This window comes from Aeromonas sp. R7-5, assembly GCF_040908015.1.
GTDB lineage: Bacteria > Pseudomonadota > Gammaproteobacteria > Enterobacterales > Aeromonadaceae > Aeromonas > Aeromonas caviae.
Map to the genome: position 1 here is coordinate 35,934 of NZ_JBFOCZ010000028.1, position 24,703 is coordinate 60,636.

Genomic DNA, 24,703 nt, shown 5'->3' on the forward strand with positions numbered 1-24,703 from the left:
CTCACACAGGAAGTGAAAGCATGGGAGAGACGGGAATGCACAAGGTGCTGGTGAGCGCCTGTCTGCTGGGGCAGCCAGTACGTTACGACGGCCAGAGCAAGGGGATTGTCAGCGACTGGCTGCAGGCGCTGGGAGCCGAGGGGCGGGCGCTGGCCTTCTGCCCCGAGGTGGCGGGTGGCCTTCCGACGCCACGCCCCCCTGCCGAGCGCCAGGGGGAGCGGGTGGTCACCGAAAGCGGGCTGGATGTGACGGAGGAGTTCGATCGGGGCGCCGCCCTTGCGCTGGCCCTCTGTCAGCAGGAGGGCATTCGCTTCGCCCTTCTGAAGGAGGGGAGCCCCTCCTGCGGCAGCGGTCGCATCTACAATGGCAGCTTCGAAGGGGTTTCACTGGCGGGAGAGGGCAAGACCACGGCTTTGCTGCGCCGCCATGGCATCGCGGTGTTCAGCGAGGATCAGCTGCCCGAGCTGGCCTCGGCGCTCGCCTTGGCTGCCTGCGGATCGGTCTGAGCCGCCGCATCGGCCGCCTGCCACTGCGCCAGCACGTCGTCTTTTTCCTTCCAGCGTGCGTTCAGCCACTCCTGGAAACCGCGTTTAAACTGCTTGTCGTTGAAGTAATCCCCCACCAGTTGCTCGTCCACCGGCAGCTCCTCGATTCGCACCCGGATGCGCTTCATCTTCCCCATCAGGAAATCCTTGAAGGGGGTGTCGGGGTTGTCCGGGTAGCTGATGGTGACGTTGATCAGGCTGTCAAACTGATCGCCCATGGCTGCCAGGGTGAAGGCGAGTCCTGCCGCCTTGGGGGGCATGAGATGGCGATAGCGGGAGCGGGCGGCCTCGCGCTTCTGATCGGTGAAGCGGGTCCCCTCCACGAAGTTGATGACGGTGGTGGGAATGTGGCGAAACTTCTCGCAGGCGTTGCGGGTGGTCTCGATATCCTTGCCCCGCAGATGTGGATTTCTTAACAGAAACTCTCTCGAATAGCGGCGCATAAAGGGCATGTCCAGCCCCCAGCACGCGAGCCCCAGCAGCGGGATGTAAATGAGCTCGTGCTTCATGAAGAACTTGGGCACCGGCAGCCGATTGCGAAACAGGTGGCCGAGCACCACGATATCGGTCCAGCTCATGTGGTTGCTGATGATGAGATACCAGCCATCCTTGCGCAGCCGGGTATTGTCCTCAATCTGCCAGTCGATGCGGGTAGTGAGGCGGATCACCTGGGCGTTGCAACCGAGCCACAGGCCCATGAAGCGATTGTTGAGCCGGCTGCAGGCGCGACCAAAGGCCGGCACGGGCAGCAGCAGTTTGGCCAGAGAAACCAGCAGGATCAGGCTGGCACATAGGGCGGTAAACAGTATGGTCAGACCGGCGCTGATGAACAGCACCAGGGGGCCCGGGAGCAGGTTTGGCATGAGTGTCTTACTGCGTCTTGTCCGCCAGCAGCTTATCCAGGGTCTGGTCCTTCTCGTGCCAGATCCCGTTCAACCACTGTTGAAACTCTTGTTGGAACTCGGGGTCATTGAAGTAATCCCCCACCAGATTGCGTTCGATCGGCAGAAAGCGGACCCGAACCTTGATCTCCTTGACCCGACCGCACATGAAGTCCCAGTAGCTGGGGACGCCGCCGGGATAGGCGATGGTCACATCCACCAGCTTGTGCAGTTGATCCCCCATGGCCGCCAGGGTGAAGGCGATGCCCCCTGCTCTCGGGTGCAGCAGATGACGATAGGGTGCCCCTTGCTTGTCGTGCTTGCCGACGGTGAAGCGGGTCCCTTCCACGAAGTTCATCACACTCACCGGCATATGGCGGAAATGGGCACACGCCTTGCGCGTGGTTTCTATGTCTTTTCCCCTCAGATGCGGGTGCTTTTCCAGAAATTTTCGGGAATAACGCCGCATGAATGGGAAATCCAGCGCCCACCAGGCCAGACCGAGAAAAGGTACCCAAATCAGTTCTTTCTTGAGGAAAAACTTCAGGAAGGGGATTTTTTGATTAAAAATCCGCTGCAATACCAGTATGTCGACCCAGGATTGGTGGTTGGCAATCACCATATACCACTCATTCCGGCGCCCTTTGTCCACTCCGACCACATCGAAAGGGGTGTTGATGATGGTTTTCTGGATCAGATTGTTAAAACCTATCCAGTGGGTGGCGCAGCCGTCCAGGAGCGTGTTGCAGAGACGTCGCCCCCCCTTGAAGGGCAGCAGCAGCTTGATGAGGCCAAGCAGCAGGACGGGGACAAACCAGAACAGGGTGTTGATGAAATAGAGCAGGGTCGAGAGGCTGCCGCGCAGTCGCTCTATCAGCTTGTTGGGCATGGTGGAATCCGTCTTCGTATCGGTGGATGGCAACCAAGTGGTCAGATCTGTGGCCATAATATCAGCCGGCCCACGACTAGACCATGGTGGCGCCCTTTCCGAGTCGGGAGGTGGCTGCTGCCGTTCCCCCGCTCACTGGCCCCCGCGCAGCCGTGACAACAGCCTGTCCATGGCACGATAGCCCAGGGCTTCGATCAGATGCGCTCTCTCGATGGTGGCGTGTCCCGCCAGATCGGCGATGGTGCGCGATACCCGCAGGATGCGGTGCCAGGCCCGGATGCTGAGCCCCAGCTTCTGGATAGCACCCTCCAGAAACTCGGCATCCTGTGGCGATAATCTGCAAACATCTTCGATTTCACGACTATCCAGCAGATTGTTGAGTTTTCCGCTGCGACTCAGCATGCGCTCTCGCGCCCCCAGCACCCGTTCGCGTATCTGCTGGCTCGATTCCCCCCGCTCCGCCTTGCCGGTCAGGCTCCCCCTGGGCAAGAGCGGGACCTCTACCGTCAGATCGAACCGATCGAGAAAGGGGCCAGAGAGCTTGCCCAGATAGCGCAAGATCTGATCCGGGCTGGAGCGGGTCTGGCCGTCGCCATAATGGCCGCAGGGGCTGGGATTCATGGCACCCACCAGCTGGAAGCGGGCGGGAAAATCCACCTGGCGGGCGGCACGACTGATGGTGATGTGCCCGGTCTCCAGCGGCTCGCGAAGGGAGTCGAGCACCTTGCGCTCGAACTCCGGCAGTTCATCCAGAAACAGTACCCCGTTGTGGGCGAGGGAAATTTCGCCAGGCCTGGGATGGGTACCCCCGCCCACCAGCGCCACCGCCGAGGCGCTATGATGGGGCGTGCGATACGGCCTGTGGTGCCAGTGGCCGGCGCGGGGGGTGAGGCCGCCGATGGAGTGGATGGCGGCGGTCTGCTGCGCCTCCTGTTCGCTGAGCGGCGGCAGAATGCCGGGCAGACGGCTGGCCAACATGCTCTTGCCGGTGCCGGGGGGGCCGATGAACAGCAGGTTGTGGCTGCCGGCTGCGGCGATCTCCAGCGCCCGCTTCGCCTGGGACTGACCGATCACGTCCTGTAGATCCGGCACGTCGGGCAGGGTCTCCGCGCTCTGGGGTTCCGGCAGCGGTAGTTCGTACTGGCCGGCCAGCCAGGCGGTGACCGCCAGCAGCTGGTGGGCGGTGCGCACCTCGGCATCCTGTATGAGGGAAGCCTCCGGACCGTTCTCCCGTGGGACCAGTAGGGTGCGCCCCGCGTCGCGGCAGGCGAGCACCGAGGGGAGCACCCCAAGCACGGGGCGGATCTCGCCCGTCAGGGCCAATTCCCCTAAAAATTCGTGATTTAGCAGGTATTTTGCGGGTATCTGCTTGGATGCGGCGAGAATGCCGATGGCGATGGCCAGGTCGAAGCGGCCCCCCTCCTTGGGCAGATCCGCAGGGGCTAGGTTGACCGTGATGTGCTTGGCCGGAAATTCGAAATTGCCGTTGAGCAGGGCGCTGCGCACCCGATCCCGCGACTCTTTCACCGAGGTTTCCGGCAACCCCACCATGTTGAAGGCGGGCAGGCCGTTGGAGAGGTGCACCTCCACCGTGACTTGCGGCGCCGCTATCCCCAGGCTGGCACGGCTATAAACAACAGCTAATGACATAAATACCGTCCTTGGTTTGATGTATATGCTGGTTAACCGTTTTTTATTAGTTTTTTGTTCCAGTTGTCAGGTTTCAGAGCAGTTAAAATCAGAGTCTTGTCAGGTAAAAAGTGCTTGCCCAATAAAAATCACCGTGCTAGTTCTAATAGCCATTCGCGGCAAGCTCCGCTCCCATTTCACAGGATTTCCGGTTGTAACTATGAACATGGCCTCCCGTTTCGTCAGCATTATTGTGGTCCTAGTGGTGATTATTATCTCACCGCTCGGGGCTCGTTTGGCTGCACGGAACAAGGGATAGACCCACCACCGGACAGAACGAAACAAGCGACCCCCGAGCCTCACGGCCCGGGGGTTTTTTTTCGACCAAAGGACAGGATTTTCCACATGAACGGCGCGCAGTTTTTGGTACAGGCTCTCAAGAAACAGGGTGTGACCCAGGTGTTTGGTTACCCGGGCGGGGCCATCATGCCGGTCTATGACGCCCTGTATGACGGTGGCCTGGCCCATCAGCTCTGCCGCCACGAGCAGGGTGCCGCCATGGCTGCGGTGGGTTATGCCCGCGCTTCCGGTCAGGTGGGGGTCTGCATCGCCACCTCTGGCCCCGGCGCCACCAACCTGGTCACCGGCCTCGCGGAGGCACTGCTCGATTCGGTACCGCTGGTGGCCATCAGCGGCCAGGTGCCCTGCGCCGCCGTCGGTACCGATGCCTTTCAGGAAGTGGACGTGCTCGGCATGTCCCTCTCCTGCACCAAGCACTCCTTCATGGTGACGGACCCGGCGGATCTGGGACGGGTCATTGCCGAAGCCTTCGCCATCGCCACCGAAGGGCGTCCGGGCCCCGTGCTCATCGACCTGCCCAAGGATGTGCAACTGGCCGCCGTTCCCTCTCAAAGCCCGCTGTTTGCAGTGGAGGAACCCGACCCCATGAATCCGGCCGAACTGACGGTCGTCCGTACCCTGCTGGCCGGTGCCGAGCGTCCGGTACTCTACGTCGGCGGCGGGGTGGGCATGGCCAATGCCGAGCAGCAGCTGCGCGACTTTGCCGCCACCACGGGGATGCCGGCGGTCACCACCCTCAAGGGGATAGGTGCCCTCGACCCTGACAGCCCCGTTTATCTGGGCATGCTCGGCATGCACGGTACCAAGGCCGCCAACCTGGCGGTACAGCAGTGCGATCTGCTGGTGGTGGTAGGCGCCCGTTTCGATGATCGGGTGACCGGCAAGCTGGAAGAGTTTGCCCCCGAGGCGAAGGTGATCCACCTGGATGTGGACGCCGCCGAGTTCGGCAAGCGCCGCGCCGCCGATGTGGGCATCACCACGGATCTCAAGCGTGTGCTGCCCGCCCTGGCGATGACGCTGACCCTCGACCCCTGGCGCGAGCACTGCGCCACCATGGCTCGGGAATACGCCTTCCGCTACGACCATCCGGGTCAGGCCATCTACGCCCCGGCCCTGCTCAAAGAGCTTTCAAGCCAGCTGCCTGACACCAGCGTGGTGGCTTGCGACGTGGGTCAGCACCAGATGTGGGTGGCCCAGCACATGCGTTTCACCAGCCCGCGCAACCACCTCTCCAGTGCCGGCCTCGGTACCATGGGCTTCGGCCTGCCCGCCGCCATCGGCGCCAAGATGTCGCGCCCCGATGACGAGGTGGTGCTGGTGAGCGGTGACGGCTCCTTCATGATGAACGTGCAGGAGCTCGGCACCATCCGCCGTGCCCGGCTCAAGGTGAAGATGGTGCTGCTGGACAACCAGCGCCTCGGCATGGTGCGCCAATGGCAGGAGCTGTTCTTCGACGGTCGCTACAGCGAGACCAATCTGTCCGACAACCCCGATTTCGTCGCTCTGGCCGCCGCCTTCGGCATCCCCGGCGAGACCATCACATGCAAGGAAGAGATAGGTCCGGCACTGGATCGCCTGCTGGCGAGCGAGAGTGCCTATCTGCTGCATGTGGCTATTTCAGAGGAAGAAAATGTCTGGCCCCTGGTTCCGCCAGGAGTCGCCAACCACAAGATGATGGAGCAACGCCCATGAACCAGCTCAATACCAGCACCCTGGAAATCCATGCCCAACCCAGACCCGAAGTGATGGAACGGGTGCTGCGGGTGGTCCGTCACCGCGGTTTCAATCTCTGCGCCCTCAACATGGAGCAGGATTGCCAACAGCTGCGGATCACGGTTACTGTCGAATCGGTACGTCCCATCCAGCAGTTGTGGAGCCAGCTGGTGAAGCTGGTGGATGTCTCCCGGGTCGATGCACTGGAACAGCAACCCCGGATCAGAGCTTAAGGAGCCAAGCCAATGTCACAGCCTTCCCAATCCGCCGCCCACCCCCAATACATCTGGTTCAACGGCAAGCTGGTCCCCTGGCAGGATGCCCAGGTGCATGTCATGAGCCATGCCCTGCACTACGGATCCTCGGTGTTCGAGGGGGTGCGGGCCTATGACACTCCCAAGGGGACCTGCATCTTCCGCCTGCAGGAGCACACCCGCCGCCTGTTCGACTCCGCCAAGATCTACTGGATGGACGTCCCCTACAGCGAGTCCGAAGTGAATGAAGCCTGCCGCACCGTGGTGCGCGAGAACGGCCTGAAGAGCGGCTACCTGCGCCCGCTGGCCTTTGTCGGCAACGTGGGGCTGGGGCTGCATCCGCCGCTGGGTGCCAAGGCCGACCTCATGGTCGCGGCCCTGCCCTGGGGCGCCTACCTCGGAGAAGAGGGGCTGAAAAACGGGGTGGATGTGTGCGTCACCTCCTGGAACCGGCTCGCTCCCAACACCATCCCGACCGGTGCCAAGGCGGGGGGCAACTATCTCTCTTCCCAGCTCATCAGCCGTGAGGCCAAGCGCAACGGCTTCGCCGAGGGGCTGGCGCTGGATGTGAACGGCTATCTGAGCGAAGGGGCGGGGGAGAACCTGTTTCTGGTGAAGAACGGCGTGCTGTTCACCCCGCCCGCCACTGCCGCCATCCTGCCCGGCATCACCCGCGACACCATCATGACGCTGGCCCGCGACTTGGGTTACGAGGTACGCGAGCAGGCGCTGCCCCGTGAAGCGCTGTACGTCGCAGACGAAATCTTCATGACCGGCACGGCGGCCGAGGTGACCCCGGTACGCTCGGTGGATCGGATGAAGGTGGGCGCCGGTTGCCGTGGCCCGGTGACCGAGCAGTTGCAGAACGCCTTCTTCGGCCTGTTCAACGGCAAGACCGAAGACAAGTGGGGCTGGCTGACGCCGGTCAACGACTGATGATAGCGGGGAGGCGTTACGCCTCCCCGAGTCGCTTCCGGTGAAGGCTCCCCGGGGTGCCTTCACCAGGATCGATTCCCGATCCGCGAATCACACATTCATGTTGAAAGACAATGCGCCCCAGGGGCATTCAGGGAGTAGAGACAATGCCGAAGTTGAGATCCGCCACCACCACCCACGGACGTAACATGGCCGGGGCCCGCGCCCTCTGGCGTGCCACCGGCATGACCGATCAGGATTTCGGCAAGCCCATCATCGCCGTGGTCAACTCTTTCACCCAGTTCGTGCCGGGCCACGTCCACCTCAAGGATCTGGGCCAGCTGGTCGCCCGCGAAATCGAGGCGGCTGGCGGGGTCGCGAAGGAGTTCAACACCATCGCCGTGGATGACGGCATTGCCATGGGCCACGGCGGCATGCTCTATTCCCTGCCGTCCCGCGAACTCATCGCCGACTCGGTGGAGTACATGGTCAACGCCCACTGTGCCGACGCCATGGTCTGCATCTCCAACTGCGACAAGATCACCCCGGGGATGCTGATGGCTGCCCTGCGCATCAACATCCCGGTGATCTTCGTCTCCGGCGGCCCCATGGAAGCGGGCAAGACCAAGCTCTCCGACCAGATCATCAAGCTGGATCTGGTGGACGCCATGATCCAGGGCGCCGACCCCAAGGTCTCCGATGCACAGAGCGATCAGATCGAGCGCAGTGCCTGCCCCACCTGCGGCTCCTGCTCCGGCATGTTCACCGCCAACTCCATGAACTGCCTGACCGAGGCACTGGGTCTCTCCCAGCCGGGCAACGGCTCCCTGCTGGCAACCCACGCCGATCGCGAGCAGCTGTTCAAGCTGGCGGGCCAGCGCATCGTCACTCTGGCCAAGCGCTGGTATGAGCAGGACGATGCCTCGGCACTGCCGCGCAACATCGCCACCAAGGCGGCGTTCGAGAACGCCATGGCGCTCGACATCGCCATGGGCGGCTCCACCAACACCGTGCTGCACCTGCTGGCGGCAGCCCAGGAGGCGGGTGTCGACTTCACCATGGCCGACATCGACCGCATGTCCCGCAAGGTGCCCCAGCTGTGCAAGGTGGCGCCTTCCACCCAGAAGTACCACATGGAAGACGTGCACCGCGCCGGCGGCGTGGTCGCCATCCTGGGTCAGCTGGAAAAAGCGGGCCTGGTGCACGGGGATACCCGCAACGTGCTGGGCACCTCCTTGGTGGAGCTGCTGGCCGAATATGACGTCAGCCGCAGCAATGACAAGGGGGTTCACGACTTCTACCGTGCAGGCCCTGCCGGCATCCGTACCACCAAGGCGTTCAGTCAGGATTGCCGCTGGCCCGAGCTGGATCTGGACCGCGCCGAGGGGTGCATCCGCTCCTTCGATCACGCCTACAGCCAGGAAGGTGGCCTGGCGGTCCTCGCTGGCAACCTCGCCCTCAACGGGGCCATCGTCAAGACCGCCGGGGTGGACGAGGAGAACCTCACCTTCCGCGGCCCGGCCCGGGTATTCGAGAGCCAGGAGAGCGCGGTGAGCGGCATTCTGGACGGCACGGTGAAAGCCGGTGAAGTGGTGGTGATCCGCTACGAGGGCCCGAAAGGGGGCCCCGGCATGCAGGAGATGCTCTATCCCACCACCTATCTGAAATCCATGGGATTGGGCAAGGCGTGTGCCCTCATCACCGACGGTCGCTTCTCCGGCGGTACCTCGGGTCTCTCCATCGGCCATGTCTCCCCGGAGGCGGCCTCTGGTGGCACTATCGGTCTGGTGGAGGATGGCGACATCATCAACATCGACATCCCGGCCCGCAGCATGGTGCTGGAGGTGGCCGACAGCGTGCTGGCTGCCCGCCGCGTTGCCGTTGAAGCCCGTGGCTGGAAGCCGCTCGATCGCCAGCGTCAGGTCTCCTTTGCCCTGCGCGCCTACGCCATGTTCGCCACCAGCGCCGACAAGGGCGCGGTGCGTGACCGCACCCTGCTGGGGGAGTGAGAGAATGAACAGTTATGATATGGGCGCATTGCGCGCCCTTCGCCACGAGACGGGGGTATAAACCATGGTCTCTGCGGCGGATTATCTACGCAAGGTACTCCTCTCCCCCGTCTACGAGGCGGCGAGGGTCACCCCTTTGCAAACCCTGAAGAAACTCTCCGAGCGGCTCGGCAATCACATCAGCCTGAAGCGGGAGGATTTGCAACCGGTTCACTCCTTCAAGCTGCGCGGCGCCTACCACAAGATCGCCACCCTGACCCAGGAGCAGAAAGAGCGCGGCGTCATCGCCGCCTCCGCCGGCAACCACGCCCAGGGGGTCGCCCTGTCGGCCGCCAAGCTCGGCATCAAGGCGATCATCGTGATGCCCAAGACCACGCCGGACATCAAAATCGACGCGGTGCGCCGTCAGGGCGGCAACGTCATGCTGTTTGGCAACAGCTTTGATGAGGCCTACGGCGAGAGCCGCCGACTCGCCGAGTTGGAGGGCTACACCCTGATCCCGCCGTTCGACGACGTCGAGGTGATCGCGGGCCAGGGCACCATCGGCAAGGAGCTGCTGGAGCAGGATACCCACCTCACCCACGTCTTCGTGCCGGTGGGCGGCGGCGGCCTGGCCGCCGGGGTGGCGGTCTACATCAAGCAGCTGCTGCCGGATGTGAAGGTGATCGGGGTGGAGGCGGAGGGGTCCGCCTGCCTCAAGGCGGCGCTGGCGGCCGGCGAGCCGGTCAATCTGGACCGGGTCTCCCTGTTTGCGGACGGGGTGGCGGTCAAGCGCATCGGTGAGGAGACCTTCCGGCTGTGCAACCAGTATCTGGACGAGGTGGTGACCGTCTCCAACGACCAGATCTGCGCCGCCCTGAAAGACATCTTCGATGACTGCCGCGCCATCGCCGAGCCGTCGGGGGCCTTGTCGCTGGCGGGTCTGAAAGCGTACAGCGAGCGAGAGCAGGTGAAAGGAGGGCGGATGGCGGCCATTCTGTCCGGCGCCAACGTCAACTTCCACAGCCTGCGCTACGTCTCCGAGCGCTGCGAGATTGGCGAGAAGCGCGAGGGCATGCTGGCGGTGACCATCCCCGAGCGCAAGGGGGCCTTCCTCGACTTCTGCCGTCAGCTCGGGCCCCGCATGGTGACCGAGTTCAACTATCGCTATGCGGACGCGGAGCAGGCGTCGCTGTTCGTCTCGGTGCGCCTCACCGGCGGTGACGAGGAGCTCGGCCAGATCATCGATCAGCTCGGCGGCAACGGCTATCCGGTGGTCAACATGACCGAGAGCGAACTGGCCAAGAACCACGTGCGCTACATGATTGGCGGCCGCCCGGCCCGGCCCCTCGGTGAACGCCTCTACAGCTTCAAGTTCCCGGAGCAGCCGGGGGCCCTGATGCGCTTCCTGGAGACCCTGGGCTGTCGCTGGAACATCAGCCTGTTCCACTACCGCAACCACGGCGCCGACTATGGACGGGTGCTCTGCGCCTTCGAGCTGCCGGACGAGGACGTGGCCGCCTTCCACGACTACCTGCACGAGATTGGCTACGGCTGGAAAGAGGTGAGCGAGGATCCCGCCTACCGCCTCTTCTTGGCGAGCCAGGGCAGTCAGTGAGCGGGGAGCCATCCCCTTGCCAGATGAAAAACGAAGAGCTCGGCTCTTCGTTTTTTTATGGGCAACGCGTCGGCCCCCATGATTGGGGGCACGGTGGCTGATAATGTCGCCAATATCACACTCCTGAGTCCCTGGTCGTTTGAGGCTGGTTGCAGATGGGATAATCTGAATGCGGGGCTTGGGTTCAGGGCCCCGTCAGGGAAGAGAGACGCAGCCGCGTCATAACAATTCATTGCAGGGGCTCATCCATGAACAGATCTATGCTCGCCGTCCTGATCGGCGCTTTGATGGCAACAGGGACGGTGCAGGCTGCCGCCCAGGACAACACCTGGTATGTCGGCGGCAAGGCCGGCTGGTCAAATTATTACGGGGTGGATTACAACGCTCAGGTCGAAGAGCTGTTCGATGCGACCAAGGTGAACGAGAACAGCGATGATCTCGGTCTGGGGCTGTTTGCCGGTTATCAGGTGAACAGAAACGTGGCGGTTGAGCTCGGCTATGACTGGCTCGGCAAGTATCAGGTGGACAAGCACTACTCGGGCAACGGGGTTGATTTCGCACTCGATGGCGAGGCCAAGGCCCAGATGGTGCAGGCCACCATGAAGATCATCCTGCCTGCAACCTCGGCACTGGATATCTACGGCCGTCTCGGGGGGGCCTATGCCTGGACCGAGAGCTCACTCAACGTCAGGGCCAGCGATGGCACCAGCAGCCTCTCCGAATCCCATGAGGGCAACAAATATCATGGTGCTGCCTTTGTCGGGGCGCTGGGGGTCGAATACGCCATCGACAAGGATTGGGCCGCCCGCCTCGAATACCAGTACACCACACCCCTTGGCAAGACTTCCCTCGACGAGTCAGGCATCGAGATGGACAACGGCCTGCTGTCGGTCGGCATGCTCTATCGCTTCGGCCAGATCGGCGACGAGCCGGTGGCACCAACGCCTGCGCCCGAACCTGCGCCCGCCCCGGCCCCCGTGCTGGTGGAGAAACAGTTCAGCCTGGATTCCGATGTGCTGTTCGAGTTCAACAAGGCGACCCTGAAGCCAGCCGCCAGCCAGGCCCTCGACAACCTGTTTGCCCAGATCCTGGCGGCCAATCCGAAAGACGGGGTGGCGACGGTGATCGGTCATACCGACCGCATCGGCTCGGAGGGCTACAACCAGTCCCTCTCCGAACAGCGTGCCCGCACGGTGGCGGATTATCTCATCGCCAAGGGATTGTTTGCCGACAAGGTGCGTGCCGAAGGGCGGGGAGAGTCTTCGCCCGTGACCGGGGGCAGCTGCCCGGATGGCGCCAAGGCGCAGATGATCGCCTGTCTGGCCCCGGATCGCCGGGTCGAGGTACGCCTGACCGGGGTCTCCCAGGTCGCCGAATAAGCCATCTTTGCCTTGCTATTAAACAACGAGGGGGCCTTGGCCCCCTCGTTGTTTATGTGGGTGTGAGTCGTGACGTTTGCAGCCGCCTGGCGCAATGACTCACCATGATCAGCAGCAAGGCGCCGGGCAGCACTGTTTGCCAGAGGAAAGGCCAGGACTGGGTGGTGAGCAGGATCAACAGTGGATTGGCTCCGGCGGGTGGGTGGATCAGCCCCAGTCCCTGCATGAGTGCAATGGACAGGCCCACACCCAGCGCCAGCTTGAGCTCCATCGGTAGCGGGAGCAATTGCACCACCAACCCCACGGTGGCCGATAGCAGATGGCCTCCCAGCACGTTCTGCGGACGGGCCAGCGGACTGTCCGGCAGGGAGAAGAGCAGCACACAGCTTGCCCCGAACGGTGCCATCAACAGGGTCGACTGCCAGCTCATGTCCAGCCAGCCGAGCAACATTATGGCCAGGCAGGCACCGAGCCCTGCCAGCCAGGCACTTCGCCATCGTCTTGTTTCCATCTCCTGTCTCCTTGTCTGTGCCGGATCACTTGATCCAGCCTGCGACATTAGGTAGACAGATCGGTGTACTTCAAGAGGAAATTCACCATGAGCGACAAACGGCAACAGCTGATGACGACAGCCTATCGGTTGTTCAATCGTCACGGCTTTCACGCCACCGGCATCGATCGCATCTGGGCCGAGGCGGGCAGTACCAAACGCACCCTCTATCGCCACTTCCCCACCAAGGATGCGTTGATCGAAGCCGTGCTGATGGCGCGGGATGCGGAGTTCTTTGCCCTGCTCGATGCCAGGATGGATGGGGTGTCGGGACGGGAGGCCAGGTTGCTGGCGCTGCTCGATGGCTTTGCCGACTGGTTTGGCCGCAGCGACTTCTACGGCTGCAACTTCATCAACGCGAGCGCCGAGTTCTCCGATCCTCGCCACCCGGTGCGCAAGCTGGTGGTGGCCCACAAGCGGGCGTTGCTGAACTGGGTCAGGGAGGCCCTCGAATGCACCGAGGTGCAGGCCACCGGGTTATGCCTGCTGCTGGAAGGGGCCGTGGTGATGGCCCACAGCTATCAGCAGCCCCTGGCTCTGGAACAGGCCAGGGTGTTGGCGGGGGCCGTGCTGGCAGAGCCGCGCTAGTTCAGTTCCGTGGGGTCGATATCCAGACTCCAGCGCACCCGCTTGGTCTCGGGCCATCCCTCCAGCTCCTTCACTGCCCAGTCGAGCAACTGGGCCAGCGGTGCCCGGCTGGGCCCCTGCACCAGCAGCTGCATGCGAAACTTGCCCGCTTTGCGCTCCATGAAGCCGCTGATGGGCCCCAGCACCTGCACCTGGGGATAGCGGGCGCTGCGCAGGGTATCGGCGAGGCGACTGAGGAACAGCTGTACCTCGTCGCGGCCGTTGGCCTCGGCCCGAAACAGCCCCTGATGGCTGAACGGTGGCAGCCCCAGCAGGCGGCGCTCTTTCAGCGCCGTGTCGGCGAAGTGGCCATAGCCGTTCTGGGTCAGATCCTGCAGCAGGGCGTGCTCGGGATGGTGGCTCTGCAGCACCACCAACCCGGGTTTGCTGGCACGACCAGCCCGGCCCGCCACCTGGGTGTAGAGCTGGGCCAGCTTCTCGGCGGCGCGAAAATCGGCGCTGAACAGGGCGCCATCCACATCCAGCAGTCCGACCAGGGTCACATCCGGGAAGTGGTGGCCCTTGGCCAGCATCTGGGTGCCGATCAGGATCTTGTACTTGCCCGCCTTGATGTCGCCGAGATGGGTCTCCAGCTCCCCCTTGCGGCGGGTGTTGTCCCGGTCGATGCGCACCACCGGATATTGCGGGAACACGGTGCCAAGCAGTTGCTCCAGCTGCTCGGTGCCGACCCCGGAGCCGATCAGCTCGTTGCTGCCACACTCGGGACAGTGGTGGGGCAGCGGGCGCACGCTGTCGCAGTGGTGGCAGTGCAGCCGCCGCCCGGCCTGGTGCCAGGTGTACCAGGCGTCACAGCGCTCGCAGGCGGCACTCCAGCCGCACTGGTGGCAGATAAGAGCCGGGGCATAGCCACGACGGTTGAGAAACAGCATCACCTGGTTGCCCGCCGCCAGGTGCTCGGCCATCAGCTGTTCCAGCTGGGGGGAGAGCCCCGCCTGCAGCCGCACGTTCTTGATATCCAGGATCACCTGGCGAGCGGTCTGGGCGTTGCCAGCGCGGCGAGTGAGCGTGAGGTGGTGATACTTGCCGCTGCGGGCGTTGTGCAGCGTCTCCAGCGACGGGGTGGCAGATCCAAGCAGGATGGGAATGCCGGCGCGATGGGCCCGCATCACCGCCAGATCCCGCGCGTGGTAGCGAAAGCCGTCCTGTTGCTTGAAGGAGCTGTCGTGCTCCTCGTCGATGATGATGATGCCGAGGTCCTTGAACGGCGTGAACACCGCGGATCGGGTGCCGATCAGAATGGCGGCACCACCGTCGCGGCAGGCCAGCCAGGCATCGAGCCGCTCCCTGTCGTTCATGGCGGAGTTCATCGCCACCACGGGCACGTTGAAGCGGCGCCGGAAGCGGTTGATGGTCTGGGGGGTGAGGCCGATTTCCGGCACCATCACCAGCGCCTGCTTGCCCGCCTTGAGCAGGGGCTCGAGGATGCTGAGGTAAACCTCGGTCTTGCCGGAGCCCGTGATGCCGTCCAGCAGGAAGGCACCGAACTTGTTGCTCTGGCTGGTGACGGCGGCCACCGCCAGCGCCTGCTCGCCGTTGAGGCGCAGCCCCTCACCCGGCTCGAAGCGGGTGGCCCAATCGCCATCATGGCTCGGCTCCAGCGAGCGCTTCTCCAGCAGTCCCTTCTTCTCCAGCGCGGTGAGGGCCGCGCTCTGGATCTCCTCCTGTTTGAGGGCGGAGGGGGTTTGCGGCCCCTTGCGCAGCAAGGCGAGGGCCTGCTGCTGCTTGGCCGCCCGCTTGAGCTCGTTGAGGTCGATGGCCATGCCGGCCTCGGTGGCAAACCAGAACTCCAGCTCCCGATAGGCGGCGGGCTCCCCCTTGCGCACCAGCACCGGCAGGGCGTGGGGCAGTACCTCCCCCAGCGGGTGCTGGTAGTAACCGGCGCTCCAGGCCATCAGCGCCAGGATGTCGGGCCCCAGCACGGGGGCGCTGTCGAGCACCCTCTTCAAGGGCTTTAATTTGTTGCGGGGGACCTGGCTCTCGGTCGGGTGATCCACCACCAGACCGACCAGGGTCTGCGGGCCGAACGGGATCTCGACCCGGCAACCGGGGGCAGGCAAGGGCAGGGGAGAGAGATAGTCGAAATGACGGCGTAACGGCACCGGCACAGCCACACGAACCAGATCCAGCGTTTGGGAAGAATTCACCAGGGATTGCCTATTTTTTCTGCGAAGCCACTTGCCTGATCTCAGGCGTTTCCTATATTATTCGCAGCCTTTGAAACTGTGTTCAACAATCGTGTGGTGTCCGACAAGAGATCGGATGGCGACACGGCCTGATAATTGAGGTTGTCCATGAAAGCTGGTATCCATCCTGACTACGTAGCCATCACCGCCAAGTGCTCTTGCGGTAACGTCATCAACACCTTCTCTACCATCGGTAAAGATCTGAACCTGGACGTGTGCTCCGAGTGCCACCCGTTCTACACCGGCAAGCAGAAAGAAGTTTCTAGCGGCGGCCGCGTAGACAAGTTCAACAAGCGTTTCGGTGGCTTGACCTCCAAGAAGTAATCTTGCTTCTGAAGAATTCTGAAAAAGGCGCCCATCGGGTGCCTTTTTTATTGGCCGCCATTCTGTAATTCCCCGCTTTGCCCTATGGTGTTGGCTCAACCAAGGGAGAAGAGCCGATGCGCACATGTCTGGTGATGGGAGCTGCCGGGTACATAGGATCCTACCTGGTGCCTCATCTGCAGGGTCTGGGGTACAGGGTCATCGCCGGGGCCCGTCGTCCCTGCCGTCTGCCGGAGGGGGTGGCGTTTCGCCTCGCCGACAGCCTCAAGCCTGCCACCCTGCCCCCTGCGCTGGCGGGGGTCGACACCGTCTTCTATCTGGTACACGCCATGGGGGCGGGGGCCGGTTTTCATCGGCTGGAGCAGCAGGGAGTGAAGAATTTCGCCGCCGCCGCCCGTGCCGCCGGGGTGCGCCGCATCGTCTATCTCGGCGCCATCCAGCCCGAGCCCTGCAACAGTCGCCACCTCAACTCCCGGCGCTACTGTGGCGAGCTGTTTCGCAGCGCAGGGGTGCCCACGGTAGAGCTGCGTGCCGGCATCATCATAGGCCCCGGCTCGGCGGCGTTCGAGGTGATGCGGGATCTGGTGTACAACCTGCCCATGATGGTGACGCCCAAGTGGGTGCGCTCCCGCACGCCCCCCATTGCCCTCTCCAACCTCTTGCACTATCTGGGCGGGCTGGTGGAAGCCGACGGGGTGGATGGCCAGATCTTCAATGCGGCCGGCCCCGAGCTGCTCAGCTACCAGCAGCAGCTCCAGAAGTTCGCCACCCATATCGGCAAACGCTGCCCCATCATTCCGATACCTTTTTTGAGCCCCCGGCTCTCCGCCTGGTGGCTGCAGTTCGCCACCTCGGTTCCCCAACCCATCGCCAAGGCGCTGGTGGGGGGGCTCAAGCACGACATCCCGGCGGATGATGGCCCCTTGCGCGCCCTGTTGCCCCAGCATCTGCTCAGCTTCGACGAGGCGCTGGCGGAGAGCCTGGCGCTGGAGCAGAGGCTCGGTGCCGAGCAGCACGGGGAGGAGACGCCCCTGGGTCTGCGCTGGCGTCATCCCGAGTATGGCTTCTACGACCGCACCGCCAGCGGGGAGGCGGATTGCCTCGCCGCCCCCGAGGTGGTGTGGCAGGTGCTGCAGCAGCTGGGGGGCGAGCAGCGCTACTTCTACATGAACGAGCTGTGGGTGGTGCGCGAATGGATGGATCATCTGATCGGCGGCCCGGCCCGGACCCGGGGACGCACCAACCCGGATCGCTTCGTGAAGGGGGACATGCTGGACTCCTGGCAGATCCTCGGGGTGGATGAAGGACGCAGGCTGGATCTGCTGTTCAACATGAAGGCCCCCGGCGTCGGTCGGCTGGAGTTCAACATTCAGCCCCTGGAGTCCGGCCTGACCCGGCTGCGGGTGACGGCCCACTGGCATCCGCAGGGTGCCTGGGGGCTGGCCTACTGGCTCGCCATGCTGCCGTTCCACCTCTTCATCTTCCAGGGGATGACGGAGGCCATCGCCCGGCAGGCAGAGGCAAAAGCCGGCATTCCAGTCATGGATTGAAATCGAATCTATAACTAATTGGGTAGTTTTGGGTGGCATGACATGCTGCTGACTAGTCTGTCATTGCTATCCAGCGATATTTTATGCTGTGAAAGGGCGGGGGATTTCTTTATGATCCTCAGCCCTTGCCCGTCGGCGAGCCAACGCATCACTCATTCATTTCCGTATCGGGGTCCCCCATGTCCGATCAGCAGCACGATCTCCGCCAACAGGCACTCGACTACCACGCCCAACCCGTTCCGGGCAAAATCGCCATCGCCCTCACCAAGCCCGCCGAGACCGCTCGCGATCTGGCGCTGGCCTACAGCCCGGGCGTTGCCGAACCGGTACGCGAGATCGCCGCCAATCCGGCCGATGCCTACCGCTACACCGGCAAGGGCAACCTGGTGGCCGTCATCTCCAACGGCACCGCCATCCTGGGGCTGGGCAATCTGGGCCCGCTGGCCTCCAAGCCGGTGATGGAGGGCAAGGCCCTGCTGTTCAAGCGCTTTGCCGGCATCGACGCCATCGACATCGAGGTGAAGCACGAGACCAGCGCCCAGTTCATCGATACGGTGGCCGCCATCGCCGACACCTTTGGCGGCATCAACCTGGAAGACATCAAGGCCCCCGAGTGCTTCGAAATTGAAGAGGCGCTGATCGCTCGCTGCGACATCCCGGTGTTCCACGATGACCAGCACGGTACCGCCATCGTCACCGCCGCCGGGCTGCTCAACGCGCTGGAAGTGCAGGGCAAGGAGATTGGTACCAGCCGCATCGTCTGCATGGGCGCCGGCGCCGCCGCCACCGCCTGCATGGATCTGCTGATCAAGTGCGGGGCTGCGCCGCACAACATCTTCATGCTGGACCGCCAGGGTGTGATCCACAGCGGCCGCACCGATCTCAACCAGTACAAGCAGCGTTTCGCCAACGACACCCCCCTGCGCACCCTGATGGAGGTGATCGACGGGGCTGACGTCTTCGTCGGCGTCTCCGGCCCGGACGTACTGCCCGCCGAGGCGGTGGCCCTGATGGCCCCCAACCCGGTGATCTTCGCCTGCTCCAACCCGGACCCCGAGATCAAGCCTGCCCTGGCTCACGGAGTGCGCGGTGACCTCATCATGGGTACCGGCCGCTCGGACTACCCGAACCAGATCAACAACGTGCTCTGCTTCCCCTTCATCTTCCGCGGCGCCCTCGACGCCCGTGCCAGCCGCATCAACGATGCCATGAAGATCGCGGCAGTGGAGGCTATCCGGGCTCTGGCCAAGGAGCCGGTGCCCGCCGAGGTGCTGACCGCCGCTGGCGTGAGTGAACTCGCCTTCGGCAAAGATTACGTCATTCCCAAGCCCATGGATGCCCGCCTGCTGCCGCGGGTTGCCCGTGCCGTGGCACTGGCGGCGGTTGCCTCCGGGGTGGCCCGCATCGAACTGCCGGCGGATTACATGCTGGGTTGAGTCACGGCAAGCGCGTAAAAAACAGAAGGGGCCCCCTGTCGGGGGCCCCTTTTTCATGGTGGAAGCGGGCAGCTTACTTGGTCTTGGGGGCAACCTTGACGGCCGGCGCCTTGGCGTGGGCAGCCTTGTGATGCTTTTTCACGACCTTGGTCTGGGTGGCGTGGGGAGCGGCGGCCTTGGTCGGGGTGGCGGCCATGGTGAAGCCGGAGGTCAGGGCGAAGACAGCGGCCAGAGTCAGGGGGATCAGCTTGTTCATATTCCAGTTCCTCGTTCGGTTTGATGACATGGAGCGTTTCTCCATGACTTCATCCTAGGGCTGTTCGACCTGCGGTTCAGTGAGCGACTGGTGACGGTTTGTATCCAAATGTACGGGCAGGATCAGGCAGAAACGGGCACCGCTGCTGCTTGGCAGCAGTTGCACCTCGCCGCCGTGGTGGTGGGCGATGCTGCGCACGATGGCCAGCCCCAGCCCGGCGCCGCCGGTGCGTCTGTCCCGGCTCTGATCTAGGCGCACGAAGGGCTCGAAGATCTGCGGGGCCAGCGCGGGATCGATGCCGGGGCCATCGTCGGCCACCTCCAGCAGATAGTCGTCCCCCTGTCGCGCTATGCAGAGGCTTGCCTGGCTGGTGGCATGGCGCAGGGCGTTGCCGATGAGGTTCTCCAGCGCCCGGTCCAGCAATCGGGTGTCGCCGCGCCAGGGCAGAGCCATGGCCGGGCGCACGAAGTCGAGCCGCTTGTCCGGTCGCAGGGCCTGCCAGTCGGCCAGGCGGCTGCCGGCCCAGCTGCCGAGCTCCAGATCGCTGCATTGCAGCGGCAGTTCGGGGCGATCGAGCCTGGCATAGGTGAGCATCTCCTCGATGAGGGCATCGAGGGCGCCGAGGTCCCGCTCCAATCCCTGCTGCTCCTCGGGTGAGGGAGGCTCGGCCAGCATGGCGAGGCGATAGCGCAGCCGCACCAGGGGGGAGCGCAACTCGTGGGCGATGGCGTCGGTCAACTGCTTGCGACTGGCCAGCATGGCCTGCAACTGCTCCGCCATCTGGTCGAAGGTGCGGCCGACCCGGCCCAGGCTGCTGCCGGGCGGCAAACCGGTGCGACAAGAGAGATCCCCGTCGCCGACCCGGCGGGCGGTCTGTTCGAGCTGTTGCAGGCCGCGCCAGTGGGGGCGCAGCCAGAGCAGGATGGGCAGGCCGAGGGAAAGGCCGATGAGCAGCAGCAGCCCCACGTCCACCCAGTGCAGCTCGTGCAGGTAGGAGAGGTAGGGGACGGGACCGACGATCAGCACCTTGTCGGTGTTCGGGATGCGCTGCAGGAAGGTGTCATCCTCTTCGACGATGACGATGTTGCCCGCCTCGAGGAAGGCCTGATCCTCGCTGGCCAGGGGCTGGTTGGCGAGGACACCGATCTGCAGCGGCAGATTGAGCTGGCGGCTCTGCTCGCCGGTGCGGGTGGCCCAGTGTTCCGGCGGCAGCCGGGCCAGCTCGCCAGTGAGCAGGCCGAGGGAGCCTTGCATCATCCGCTCCAGATAACGGTCCCCCGCCCGCTCTGCACTGACCTGATAGACCAGCCCGATGAGCAGAATGGCGAGGGTGAAGCAGCCTATCAGCAGCAGATAGAACTGGATAAACAGGCGTCGCATCGGGGCTCTCCTCTTGCCTGGATTGCGTCTGGACATTGCCTTGTTGCCCCTCATCCCCAACCCTTCTCCCGCAAGGGGAGAAGGGCGCTGAGAGCATCAAGGTCATTCGGCGGGGCTTATTCCCAGGCCTGGGGTACTAGCAGGTAACCTTTCTGGCGCACCGTCTTGATACGGGTCGGGTTGTTGCTGTCATCCCCGAGCCGGCGGCGCAGACGGGAGATGGCCACGTCCATGCTGCGATCCTGGCCGTCGTAGTCGCGCCCCCGCAGGCTGCGAAACAGCGCCTCCCGCCCCAGGATCTGGCCCGCGTGGCAGGCCAGCTCCCACAGGAGGTCGAAATCGGCGGTGGAGAGGGGAATGCTCTCTCCATCAAGGCGCACGTCCCGACCCGGGCCGTCTATCTGGAGGCGGCCGAACTGCAGGCGCTGGGGCGGGGCGGCGGGGACCACGGCCTGCTGGCTCTGCCCCTGCTGGCGAAACTGGACTCGCAGCCGGGCCAGCAGCACCGGGGGGGGCGTGGTCTTGAGGATGTAGTCGTTGGCCCCCAGCTCCAGGCTCAGGATCTGGTTCATGTCGCTGTCGAGCGAAGTGAGCATGACGATGGGGCCGGCAAAGCGCGGGCGCAGATCCCGGCACAGGGAGAGGCCATCCTGCCCCGGCAGCATGATGTCAAGCAGCACCAGATCAGGCTGCTCGGCCAGGGCCCTGTCGAGGGCCCGGTCACCCCGGGTCTCCAGCAGCACCTCGATGTCGTGGCGACCGAGCCAGCTGCTGATGAGCTGGCCTATCTCGGGATCGTCTTCAACAAACAGAACGCGTGGCATGGTGGCGTGGTTCCCCGGTCATGGCGTGAGTGGGCGTGTCGCCAGCATAACGGCTGCGTCCGCGCTCTGCACCGGGATAACTAATCAATGCGGGGGTTTTTGCCCCTTCTCCCGGGGGAGAAGGGGGGACAGGATGAATCGGTTGGTATCGGGCCGCCCCCACTTGTCCCGTGGCGGGTCGGGGCGCCCGATGAGGCAGGGTCCGCGCCCTTTAGTTGCCAAAGCGGCCATAGCGGCCCCGGCTGCCATGGGGCAGCCGGGGAACCGCCCGGATCAGCCGCCCTTGCGCTTCAGGTACACCCCGGCTTCCATGTGGTGGGTCCAGGGGAACTGGTCGAACAGGGCGAAGCGGGCGATCTCGTGGGTTTCGCCGAGCACCTGCATGTTGGCCTGCAGGGTCTCGGGGTTGCAGGAGATGTAGAGGATGTTGTCGTAATCCTGCACCAGCTTGACGGTGGCGTCGTCCAGACCGGCCCGGGGCGGGTCGACGAAGATGGTGTTGCACTGGTAGGCGCGAAGATCGACCCCCTTGAGGCGGTTGAACTCCCGCTCACCGCGCATCGCCATGGTGAACTCCTCCGCCGACATACGCAGGATGATCAGGTTGTCGACACCGTTGGCGGCGATGTTGAACTGGGCGGAGTCCACGCTCGGCTTGGCGATCTCGGTGGCCAGCACTTTGCGAAAGTTCTGCGCCAGGGCGATGGAGAAGTTGCCGTTGCCGCAGTAGAGCTCCAGCAGGTCGCCCTCGCTCTCTTTGGTCACGTCCAGGGCCCAGCCCAGCATCTGTTCGTTGATGGCGGCGTTGGGCTGGGTGAAGCTGTTTTCCACCTGCTTGTAGACCAGCTCGCGCCCCTGCACGGTCAGGCGTTCGATGACGAAGTCATCCCCGAGACAGATCTTCTGCTTGTGGGCGCGGCCAATCAGTTGCAGCTCGAACCCCTTGGCCTGCAGGTCGGTCTGCAGGGCCTCGGCGGCCTGCTGCCACTCGGCTTCCAGCTTGCGGTGGTAGAGCAGGCTGACGCAGATCTGGCCGGACTGGGTGGAGAGGTAGTCTATCTGGAACAGCTTCTTGCGCAGCACGGGGTGCGGGCGCAGCCCGGCCAGCAGCACCGGCATCAGTCGGTTGATGAGCAGGCTGGCGGTGGGGAAGCTGTCGACCCGGATAATCTCCTTGGTGGCCGGTGCATACATGCAGTGGAAGAGGTCGTCCCCCTCATGCCAGATCCGGAACTCGGCGCGCATCCGGTAGTGCTCGGCGGGAGAGGCGTGCAGCTCCAGCGCAGGCGGATTGAAGGGGGCGAACAGCTGGGTGAGGCGATCGCGCTTCTCGTCGAGCTGGGCCTGGTAGTCGGCAGGAGTCCGTCTGCCCTGGGCGTCGGCGGAAGATGGCTGGGATTGAGTCATGGATACCTCGCATGCACCGGGCTGAGCCGGGGAAAGACCGGGGGAAGGCCGCAGCCAACCAAAGGGTGGGGATTTTAAAAGGCCGTTGCGGATTGTCCAAGTTTTTTGTGGTCAAGAAGTGGCCAGTCGGGCCGATAACCGATCCACCACTATAGGCGGGAGAGTAATGATGCAAATTGATGGCATGGGCGCAGCCCAACCCAAGGGAGTGGGCATTGCTCCCAAATCGCCTCAACAGACGGAGTCGAAAACGGCGGACAAGGGGGATGAGGTCTCCCTGAACAAGCCCCCGAAATGGGCCCAGGTGCTGATCCAGCAGGCGCTGCAATTTGCGCTGGAGATCAATGGCCAGGGCTACAAGGCACCCAAGGTGCAGGAACCCCAGGAGATCACCCCGGAGACCCTGTTCGATTTCCAGTCGGTGGCGGACAACGTGTTGCAGTTCGTCACCGGGCGGATAGGCGCGGCCCGTGCGGACGGCAAGTCCGACGACGACCTGACCAAGATGATGGAGCAGGCCCGCAAGGGGGTGGACAAGGGCTTCGGTGACGCCAGGAAGCAGCTCGGTGACTGGGCGGACAACGAGGACATCAAGACCGGCATGGATCAGAGCTACAAGCTGATCCAGAAGGGGCTCGACGAGTTCGAGAAGGAGTTCTTCGGCAAGGTGTCGACCACGGATCTGGGGGATGCCAGGATGGCCAGCCGCCAGCAGGCCCTCCTCGAGATCGAGACCCGGGACGGGGACAAGGTGATGCTGCGCTTCAGCGACAGCTGGCAGTTCAAGTCCCAGAGCGACGGGGGTGGCAGCCAGTTCAGCCTCAAGTCGAGCCAGAGCTTCGACTTCTCCCTGGAGGGGGATCTCGACAGTGCCGAGATGGATGCCATCGGCACCCTGGTCAAGGGGCTGGACGAGCTGGCCGGGCAGTTCTTCAAGGGGGGCGACGGCAAGACCCTGGCGGACGGGCTGAGCGGGCTGCAACTGGATGACAGCCAGCTGGTCTCCTACTCCCTCAAGCTCAAGCAATCGGCCAAGTTGAGTCAGACCTACCAGGGGGCCAGTTCCCTGCAGGAGAGCCTCAAGCCCCTGGCGGACTACCTGCCGAGGCTCAGCCGGTTGCAGCAGCAGGCCGACGCCCTGCTGCCCCCTTCCCAGCAGGAGGCGCTGACGCCCACCGTGCTGGCGGCGCGGGGTCAGGACGGGGCGACCCAGGGGGCAGGCTTCATGGGCTTCAACCAGCGGATGCTGGAAGCCATGAGGCTGCTTGGCCAGCAGATGGCGACCGGCTAGTCTGGCGACGCCCCCGTGATGCCGACGGGGGCGGGGTGTTTGCCAGCCCGTCCCCGGGCTGGCACACTGCCCTTTTCCCCAGCCCGGCGATGCCATGAACCCCAAGAAGCCAAGAGACAAGCGCGAGCTCTGCTACCCCTTCATCTTCGAAACCCAGTTCCAGTGCGATTACGAGATCGCCACCGACGAGCTCTGCTGCCAGGTGGGGGCCGTGCTCTCTCATCTGATGCCGGATGAGGATACCCGGCCCGTGATGGCGGATCTGGCGACCCTGCAGCGGCTCATCTACAACCTCAACGGCTCGGTGCGGGGACGGCTCGGCATCTTCGAGGAGGATCTGGACTGGCTGAAGGGACGGTACGATCACTACAACGAGGCGAGTCGCGGCCGGGTGACCGGCTTCGTGCTGCCCCAGGGGCCCCAGCCCATTCCCACCCTGCACCTGTGCCGCTGTGGCAGCAAGAAGGTGGTGCGTCTGCTGGTACGCCTGGAAGAGAGCGGCGTGCGCTTCGATCCCATCCTCTATCGCTTCGCCAATCTGCTGGCCAACTTCTTCTTCGTGCTCACCGTCTACCTCAAGCAGGCGTGGGATGTGACTGAAGTCCCCTATGTCAGCATCAACTACTGATATAAATGACTGAAAAGGCTTTTATTTTTCTAGAAGATCAAAGACGATCAAGCAA

General features: G+C 63.8%; 22 protein-coding genes. 13 read left to right on the plus strand and 9 right to left on the minus strand.

Features of this window, described 5'->3' with window-relative positions; all coding sequences use genetic code 11:
- Window positions 1-20 precede the first annotated feature (20 nt).
- A complete protein-coding gene (locus AB5Y53_RS11900; protein WP_368182112.1) occupies window positions 21-506 on the plus strand; it encodes a DUF523 domain-containing protein in 486 nt (161 codons plus the stop codon).
- On the opposite strand, the gene AB5Y53_RS11905 is transcribed toward AB5Y53_RS11900, so the two are convergent.
- The 3 genes from AB5Y53_RS11905 to AB5Y53_RS11915 form a co-directional block, all read right to left on the minus strand.
- Window positions 452-1,408, minus strand: a complete 957-nt coding sequence (locus AB5Y53_RS11905; RefSeq protein WP_368172468.1) for an acyltransferase — start codon at window positions 1,406-1,408, stop codon at window positions 452-454. The genes AB5Y53_RS11900 and AB5Y53_RS11905 overlap by 55 nt on opposite strands.
- A 7-nt stretch (window positions 1,409-1,415) precedes the next feature.
- On the minus strand, window positions 1,416-2,315 hold the full coding sequence (locus tag AB5Y53_RS11910; protein ID WP_368182113.1) for an acyltransferase: 900 nt from the start codon (window positions 2,313-2,315) through the stop codon (window positions 1,416-1,418).
- 132 nt (window positions 2,316-2,447) lie between these two features.
- On the minus strand, window positions 2,448-3,965 hold the full coding sequence (locus AB5Y53_RS11915) for a YifB family Mg chelatase-like AAA ATPase (RefSeq protein ID WP_069784600.1): 1,518 nt from the start codon (window positions 3,963-3,965) through the stop codon (window positions 2,448-2,450).
- A gap of 384 nt (window positions 3,966-4,349) precedes the next feature.
- Between AB5Y53_RS11915 and ilvG the strand changes: the two genes are divergently transcribed.
- From ilvG to ompA, 6 genes are all read left to right on the plus strand, one after another.
- Entirely contained in the window at window positions 4,350-5,996 is a 1,647-nt protein-coding gene (gene ilvG, locus AB5Y53_RS11920; protein ID WP_368182115.1) for an acetolactate synthase 2 catalytic subunit, read from the plus strand.
- Window positions 5,993-6,250 carry an acetolactate synthase 2 small subunit gene (ilvM, locus tag AB5Y53_RS11925; protein ID WP_010676086.1) on the plus strand — a complete coding sequence of 86 codons (258 nt, stop codon included), beginning with the start codon at window positions 5,993-5,995 and terminating at the stop codon, window positions 6,248-6,250. Before ilvG ends, ilvM begins: the two co-directional genes overlap by 4 nt.
- 12 nt (window positions 6,251-6,262) lie before the next feature.
- Window positions 6,263-7,207 (plus strand): branched-chain amino acid transaminase, encoded by a 945-nt coding sequence (locus AB5Y53_RS11930; protein WP_368182116.1) that lies wholly within the window; start codon window positions 6,263-6,265, stop codon window positions 7,205-7,207.
- Between the two features lie 146 nt (window positions 7,208-7,353).
- Window positions 7,354-9,195 (plus strand): dihydroxy-acid dehydratase, encoded by a 1,842-nt coding sequence (gene ilvD, locus AB5Y53_RS11935; protein WP_128273001.1) that lies wholly within the window; start codon window positions 7,354-7,356, stop codon window positions 9,193-9,195.
- 64 nt (window positions 9,196-9,259) lie between these two features.
- Complete coding sequence (gene ilvA, locus AB5Y53_RS11940; protein ID WP_368182117.1) at window positions 9,260-10,792, plus strand: threonine ammonia-lyase, biosynthetic; 1,533 nt, start codon at window positions 9,260-9,262, stop codon at window positions 10,790-10,792.
- A gap of 248 nt (window positions 10,793-11,040) precedes the next feature.
- Complete coding sequence (gene ompA, locus AB5Y53_RS11945) at window positions 11,041-12,171, plus strand: porin OmpA (protein WP_368182119.1); 1,131 nt, start codon at window positions 11,041-11,043, stop codon at window positions 12,169-12,171.
- A gap of 52 nt (window positions 12,172-12,223) precedes the next feature.
- Here the strand turns inward: ompA and AB5Y53_RS11950 are convergent, their stop codons facing one another.
- Window positions 12,224-12,619, minus strand: coding sequence for an HPP family protein (locus AB5Y53_RS11950; protein ID WP_041201741.1), 396 nt, complete (start codon window positions 12,617-12,619; stop codon window positions 12,224-12,226).
- Between the two features lie 150 nt (window positions 12,620-12,769).
- Between AB5Y53_RS11950 and AB5Y53_RS11955 the strand changes: the two genes are divergently transcribed.
- Window positions 12,770-13,309 (plus strand): TetR/AcrR family transcriptional regulator, encoded by a 540-nt coding sequence (locus tag AB5Y53_RS11955; protein WP_368182120.1) that lies wholly within the window; start codon window positions 12,770-12,772, stop codon window positions 13,307-13,309.
- Here the strand turns inward: AB5Y53_RS11955 and priA are convergent.
- Window positions 13,306-15,513 (minus strand): primosomal protein N', encoded by a 2,208-nt coding sequence (gene priA, locus AB5Y53_RS11960; protein ID WP_368182122.1) that lies wholly within the window; start codon window positions 15,511-15,513, stop codon window positions 13,306-13,308. The two genes, AB5Y53_RS11955 and priA, sit on opposite strands and share 4 nt — an antisense overlap.
- A gap of 147 nt (window positions 15,514-15,660) precedes the next feature.
- On the opposite strand from priA, the gene rpmE reads away from it, so the two are divergent.
- The 3 genes from rpmE (at window position 15,661) to AB5Y53_RS11975 (ending at window position 18,862) form a co-directional block, all read left to right on the plus strand.
- Window positions 15,661-15,876, plus strand: a complete 216-nt coding sequence (rpmE, locus tag AB5Y53_RS11965; RefSeq protein ID WP_010676078.1) for a 50S ribosomal protein L31 — start codon at window positions 15,661-15,663, stop codon at window positions 15,874-15,876.
- A 116-nt stretch (window positions 15,877-15,992) separates the two neighbouring features.
- Window positions 15,993-17,426, plus strand: a complete 1,434-nt coding sequence (locus tag AB5Y53_RS11970) for a DUF2867 domain-containing protein (protein WP_042864746.1) — start codon at window positions 15,993-15,995, stop codon at window positions 17,424-17,426.
- Between the two features lie 179 nt (window positions 17,427-17,605).
- Window positions 17,606-18,862 carry a malic enzyme-like NAD(P)-binding protein gene (locus AB5Y53_RS11975; protein WP_103243917.1) on the plus strand — a complete coding sequence of 419 codons (1,257 nt, stop codon included), beginning with the start codon at window positions 17,606-17,608 and terminating at the stop codon, window positions 18,860-18,862.
- A gap of 73 nt (window positions 18,863-18,935) precedes the next feature.
- Here AB5Y53_RS11975 and AB5Y53_RS11980 read toward each other — a convergent pair whose 3' ends face one another.
- The 4 genes from AB5Y53_RS11980 to trmA form a co-directional block, all read right to left on the minus strand.
- Window positions 18,936-19,118: a hypothetical protein gene (locus AB5Y53_RS11980; protein ID WP_010676075.1), complete on the minus strand. Its 183-nt coding sequence runs from the start codon at window positions 19,116-19,118 to the stop codon at window positions 18,936-18,938.
- Window positions 19,119-19,172: 54 nt separating this feature from the next.
- Entirely contained in the window at window positions 19,173-20,498 is a 1,326-nt protein-coding gene (gene rstB, locus AB5Y53_RS11985) for a two-component system sensor histidine kinase RstB (RefSeq protein WP_368182124.1), read from the minus strand.
- 116 nt (window positions 20,499-20,614) lie between these two features.
- On the minus strand, window positions 20,615-21,322 hold the full coding sequence (rstA, locus tag AB5Y53_RS11990) for a two-component system response regulator RstA (RefSeq protein WP_010676073.1): 708 nt from the start codon (window positions 21,320-21,322) through the stop codon (window positions 20,615-20,617).
- A gap of 273 nt (window positions 21,323-21,595) precedes the next feature.
- Window positions 21,596-22,729 carry a tRNA (uridine(54)-C5)-methyltransferase TrmA gene (gene trmA / locus AB5Y53_RS11995; protein WP_368182126.1) on the minus strand — a complete coding sequence of 378 codons (1,134 nt, stop codon included), beginning with the start codon at window positions 22,727-22,729 and terminating at the stop codon, window positions 21,596-21,598.
- Between the two features lie 169 nt (window positions 22,730-22,898).
- On the opposite strand from trmA, the gene AB5Y53_RS12000 reads away from it, so the two are divergent.
- Window positions 22,899-24,020, plus strand: coding sequence for a DUF5610 domain-containing protein (locus AB5Y53_RS12000; RefSeq protein ID WP_319890748.1), 1,122 nt, complete (start codon window positions 22,899-22,901; stop codon window positions 24,018-24,020).
- Window positions 24,021-24,114: 94 nt separating this feature from the next.
- On the plus strand, window positions 24,115-24,648 hold the full coding sequence (locus tag AB5Y53_RS12005; protein WP_042016441.1) for an ATP--cob(I)alamin adenosyltransferase: 534 nt from the start codon (window positions 24,115-24,117) through the stop codon (window positions 24,646-24,648).
- Window positions 24,649-24,703 lie beyond the last annotated feature (55 nt).

Bases quoted from the DNA above. Each gene is read 5' to 3' on its own strand.
- AB5Y53_RS11900 (WP_368182112.1), top strand. From the start codon at position 21: ATGGGAGAGACGGGAATGCACAAGGTGCTGGTGAGCGCCTGTCTGCTG.
- AB5Y53_RS11905 (WP_368172468.1), bottom strand. From the start codon at position 1,408: ATGCCAAACCTGCTCCCGGGCCCCCTGGTGCTGTTCATCAGCGCCGGT.
- AB5Y53_RS11910 (WP_368182113.1), bottom strand. From the start codon at position 2,315: ATGCCCAACAAGCTGATAGAGCGACTGCGCGGCAGCCTCTCGACCCTG.
- AB5Y53_RS11915 (WP_069784600.1), bottom strand. From the start codon at position 3,965: ATGTCATTAGCTGTTGTTTATAGCCGTGCCAGCCTGGGGATAGCGGCG.
- ilvG (WP_368182115.1), top strand. From the start codon at position 4,350: ATGAACGGCGCGCAGTTTTTGGTACAGGCTCTCAAGAAACAGGGTGTG.
- ilvM (WP_010676086.1), top strand. From the start codon at position 5,993: ATGAACCAGCTCAATACCAGCACCCTGGAAATCCATGCCCAACCCAGA.
- AB5Y53_RS11930 (WP_368182116.1), top strand. From the start codon at position 6,263: ATGTCACAGCCTTCCCAATCCGCCGCCCACCCCCAATACATCTGGTTC.
- ilvD (WP_128273001.1), top strand. From the start codon at position 7,354: ATGCCGAAGTTGAGATCCGCCACCACCACCCACGGACGTAACATGGCC.
- ilvA (WP_368182117.1), top strand. From the start codon at position 9,260: ATGGTCTCTGCGGCGGATTATCTACGCAAGGTACTCCTCTCCCCCGTC.
- ompA (WP_368182119.1), top strand. From the start codon at position 11,041: ATGAACAGATCTATGCTCGCCGTCCTGATCGGCGCTTTGATGGCAACA.
- AB5Y53_RS11955 (WP_368182120.1), top strand. From the start codon at position 12,770: ATGAGCGACAAACGGCAACAGCTGATGACGACAGCCTATCGGTTGTTC.
- rpmE (WP_010676078.1), top strand. From the start codon at position 15,661: ATGAAAGCTGGTATCCATCCTGACTACGTAGCCATCACCGCCAAGTGC.
- AB5Y53_RS11970 (WP_042864746.1), top strand. From the start codon at position 15,993: ATGCGCACATGTCTGGTGATGGGAGCTGCCGGGTACATAGGATCCTAC.
- AB5Y53_RS11975 (WP_103243917.1), top strand. From the start codon at position 17,606: ATGTCCGATCAGCAGCACGATCTCCGCCAACAGGCACTCGACTACCAC.
- AB5Y53_RS11980 (WP_010676075.1), bottom strand. From the start codon at position 19,118: ATGAACAAGCTGATCCCCCTGACTCTGGCCGCTGTCTTCGCCCTGACC.
- rstB (WP_368182124.1), bottom strand. From the start codon at position 20,498: ATGCGACGCCTGTTTATCCAGTTCTATCTGCTGCTGATAGGCTGCTTC.
- rstA (WP_010676073.1), bottom strand. From the start codon at position 21,322: ATGCCACGCGTTCTGTTTGTTGAAGACGATCCCGAGATAGGCCAGCTC.
- trmA (WP_368182126.1), bottom strand. From the start codon at position 22,729: ATGACTCAATCCCAGCCATCTTCCGCCGACGCCCAGGGCAGACGGACT.
- AB5Y53_RS12000 (WP_319890748.1), top strand. From the start codon at position 22,899: ATGCAAATTGATGGCATGGGCGCAGCCCAACCCAAGGGAGTGGGCATT.
- AB5Y53_RS12005 (WP_042016441.1), top strand. From the start codon at position 24,115: ATGAACCCCAAGAAGCCAAGAGACAAGCGCGAGCTCTGCTACCCCTTC.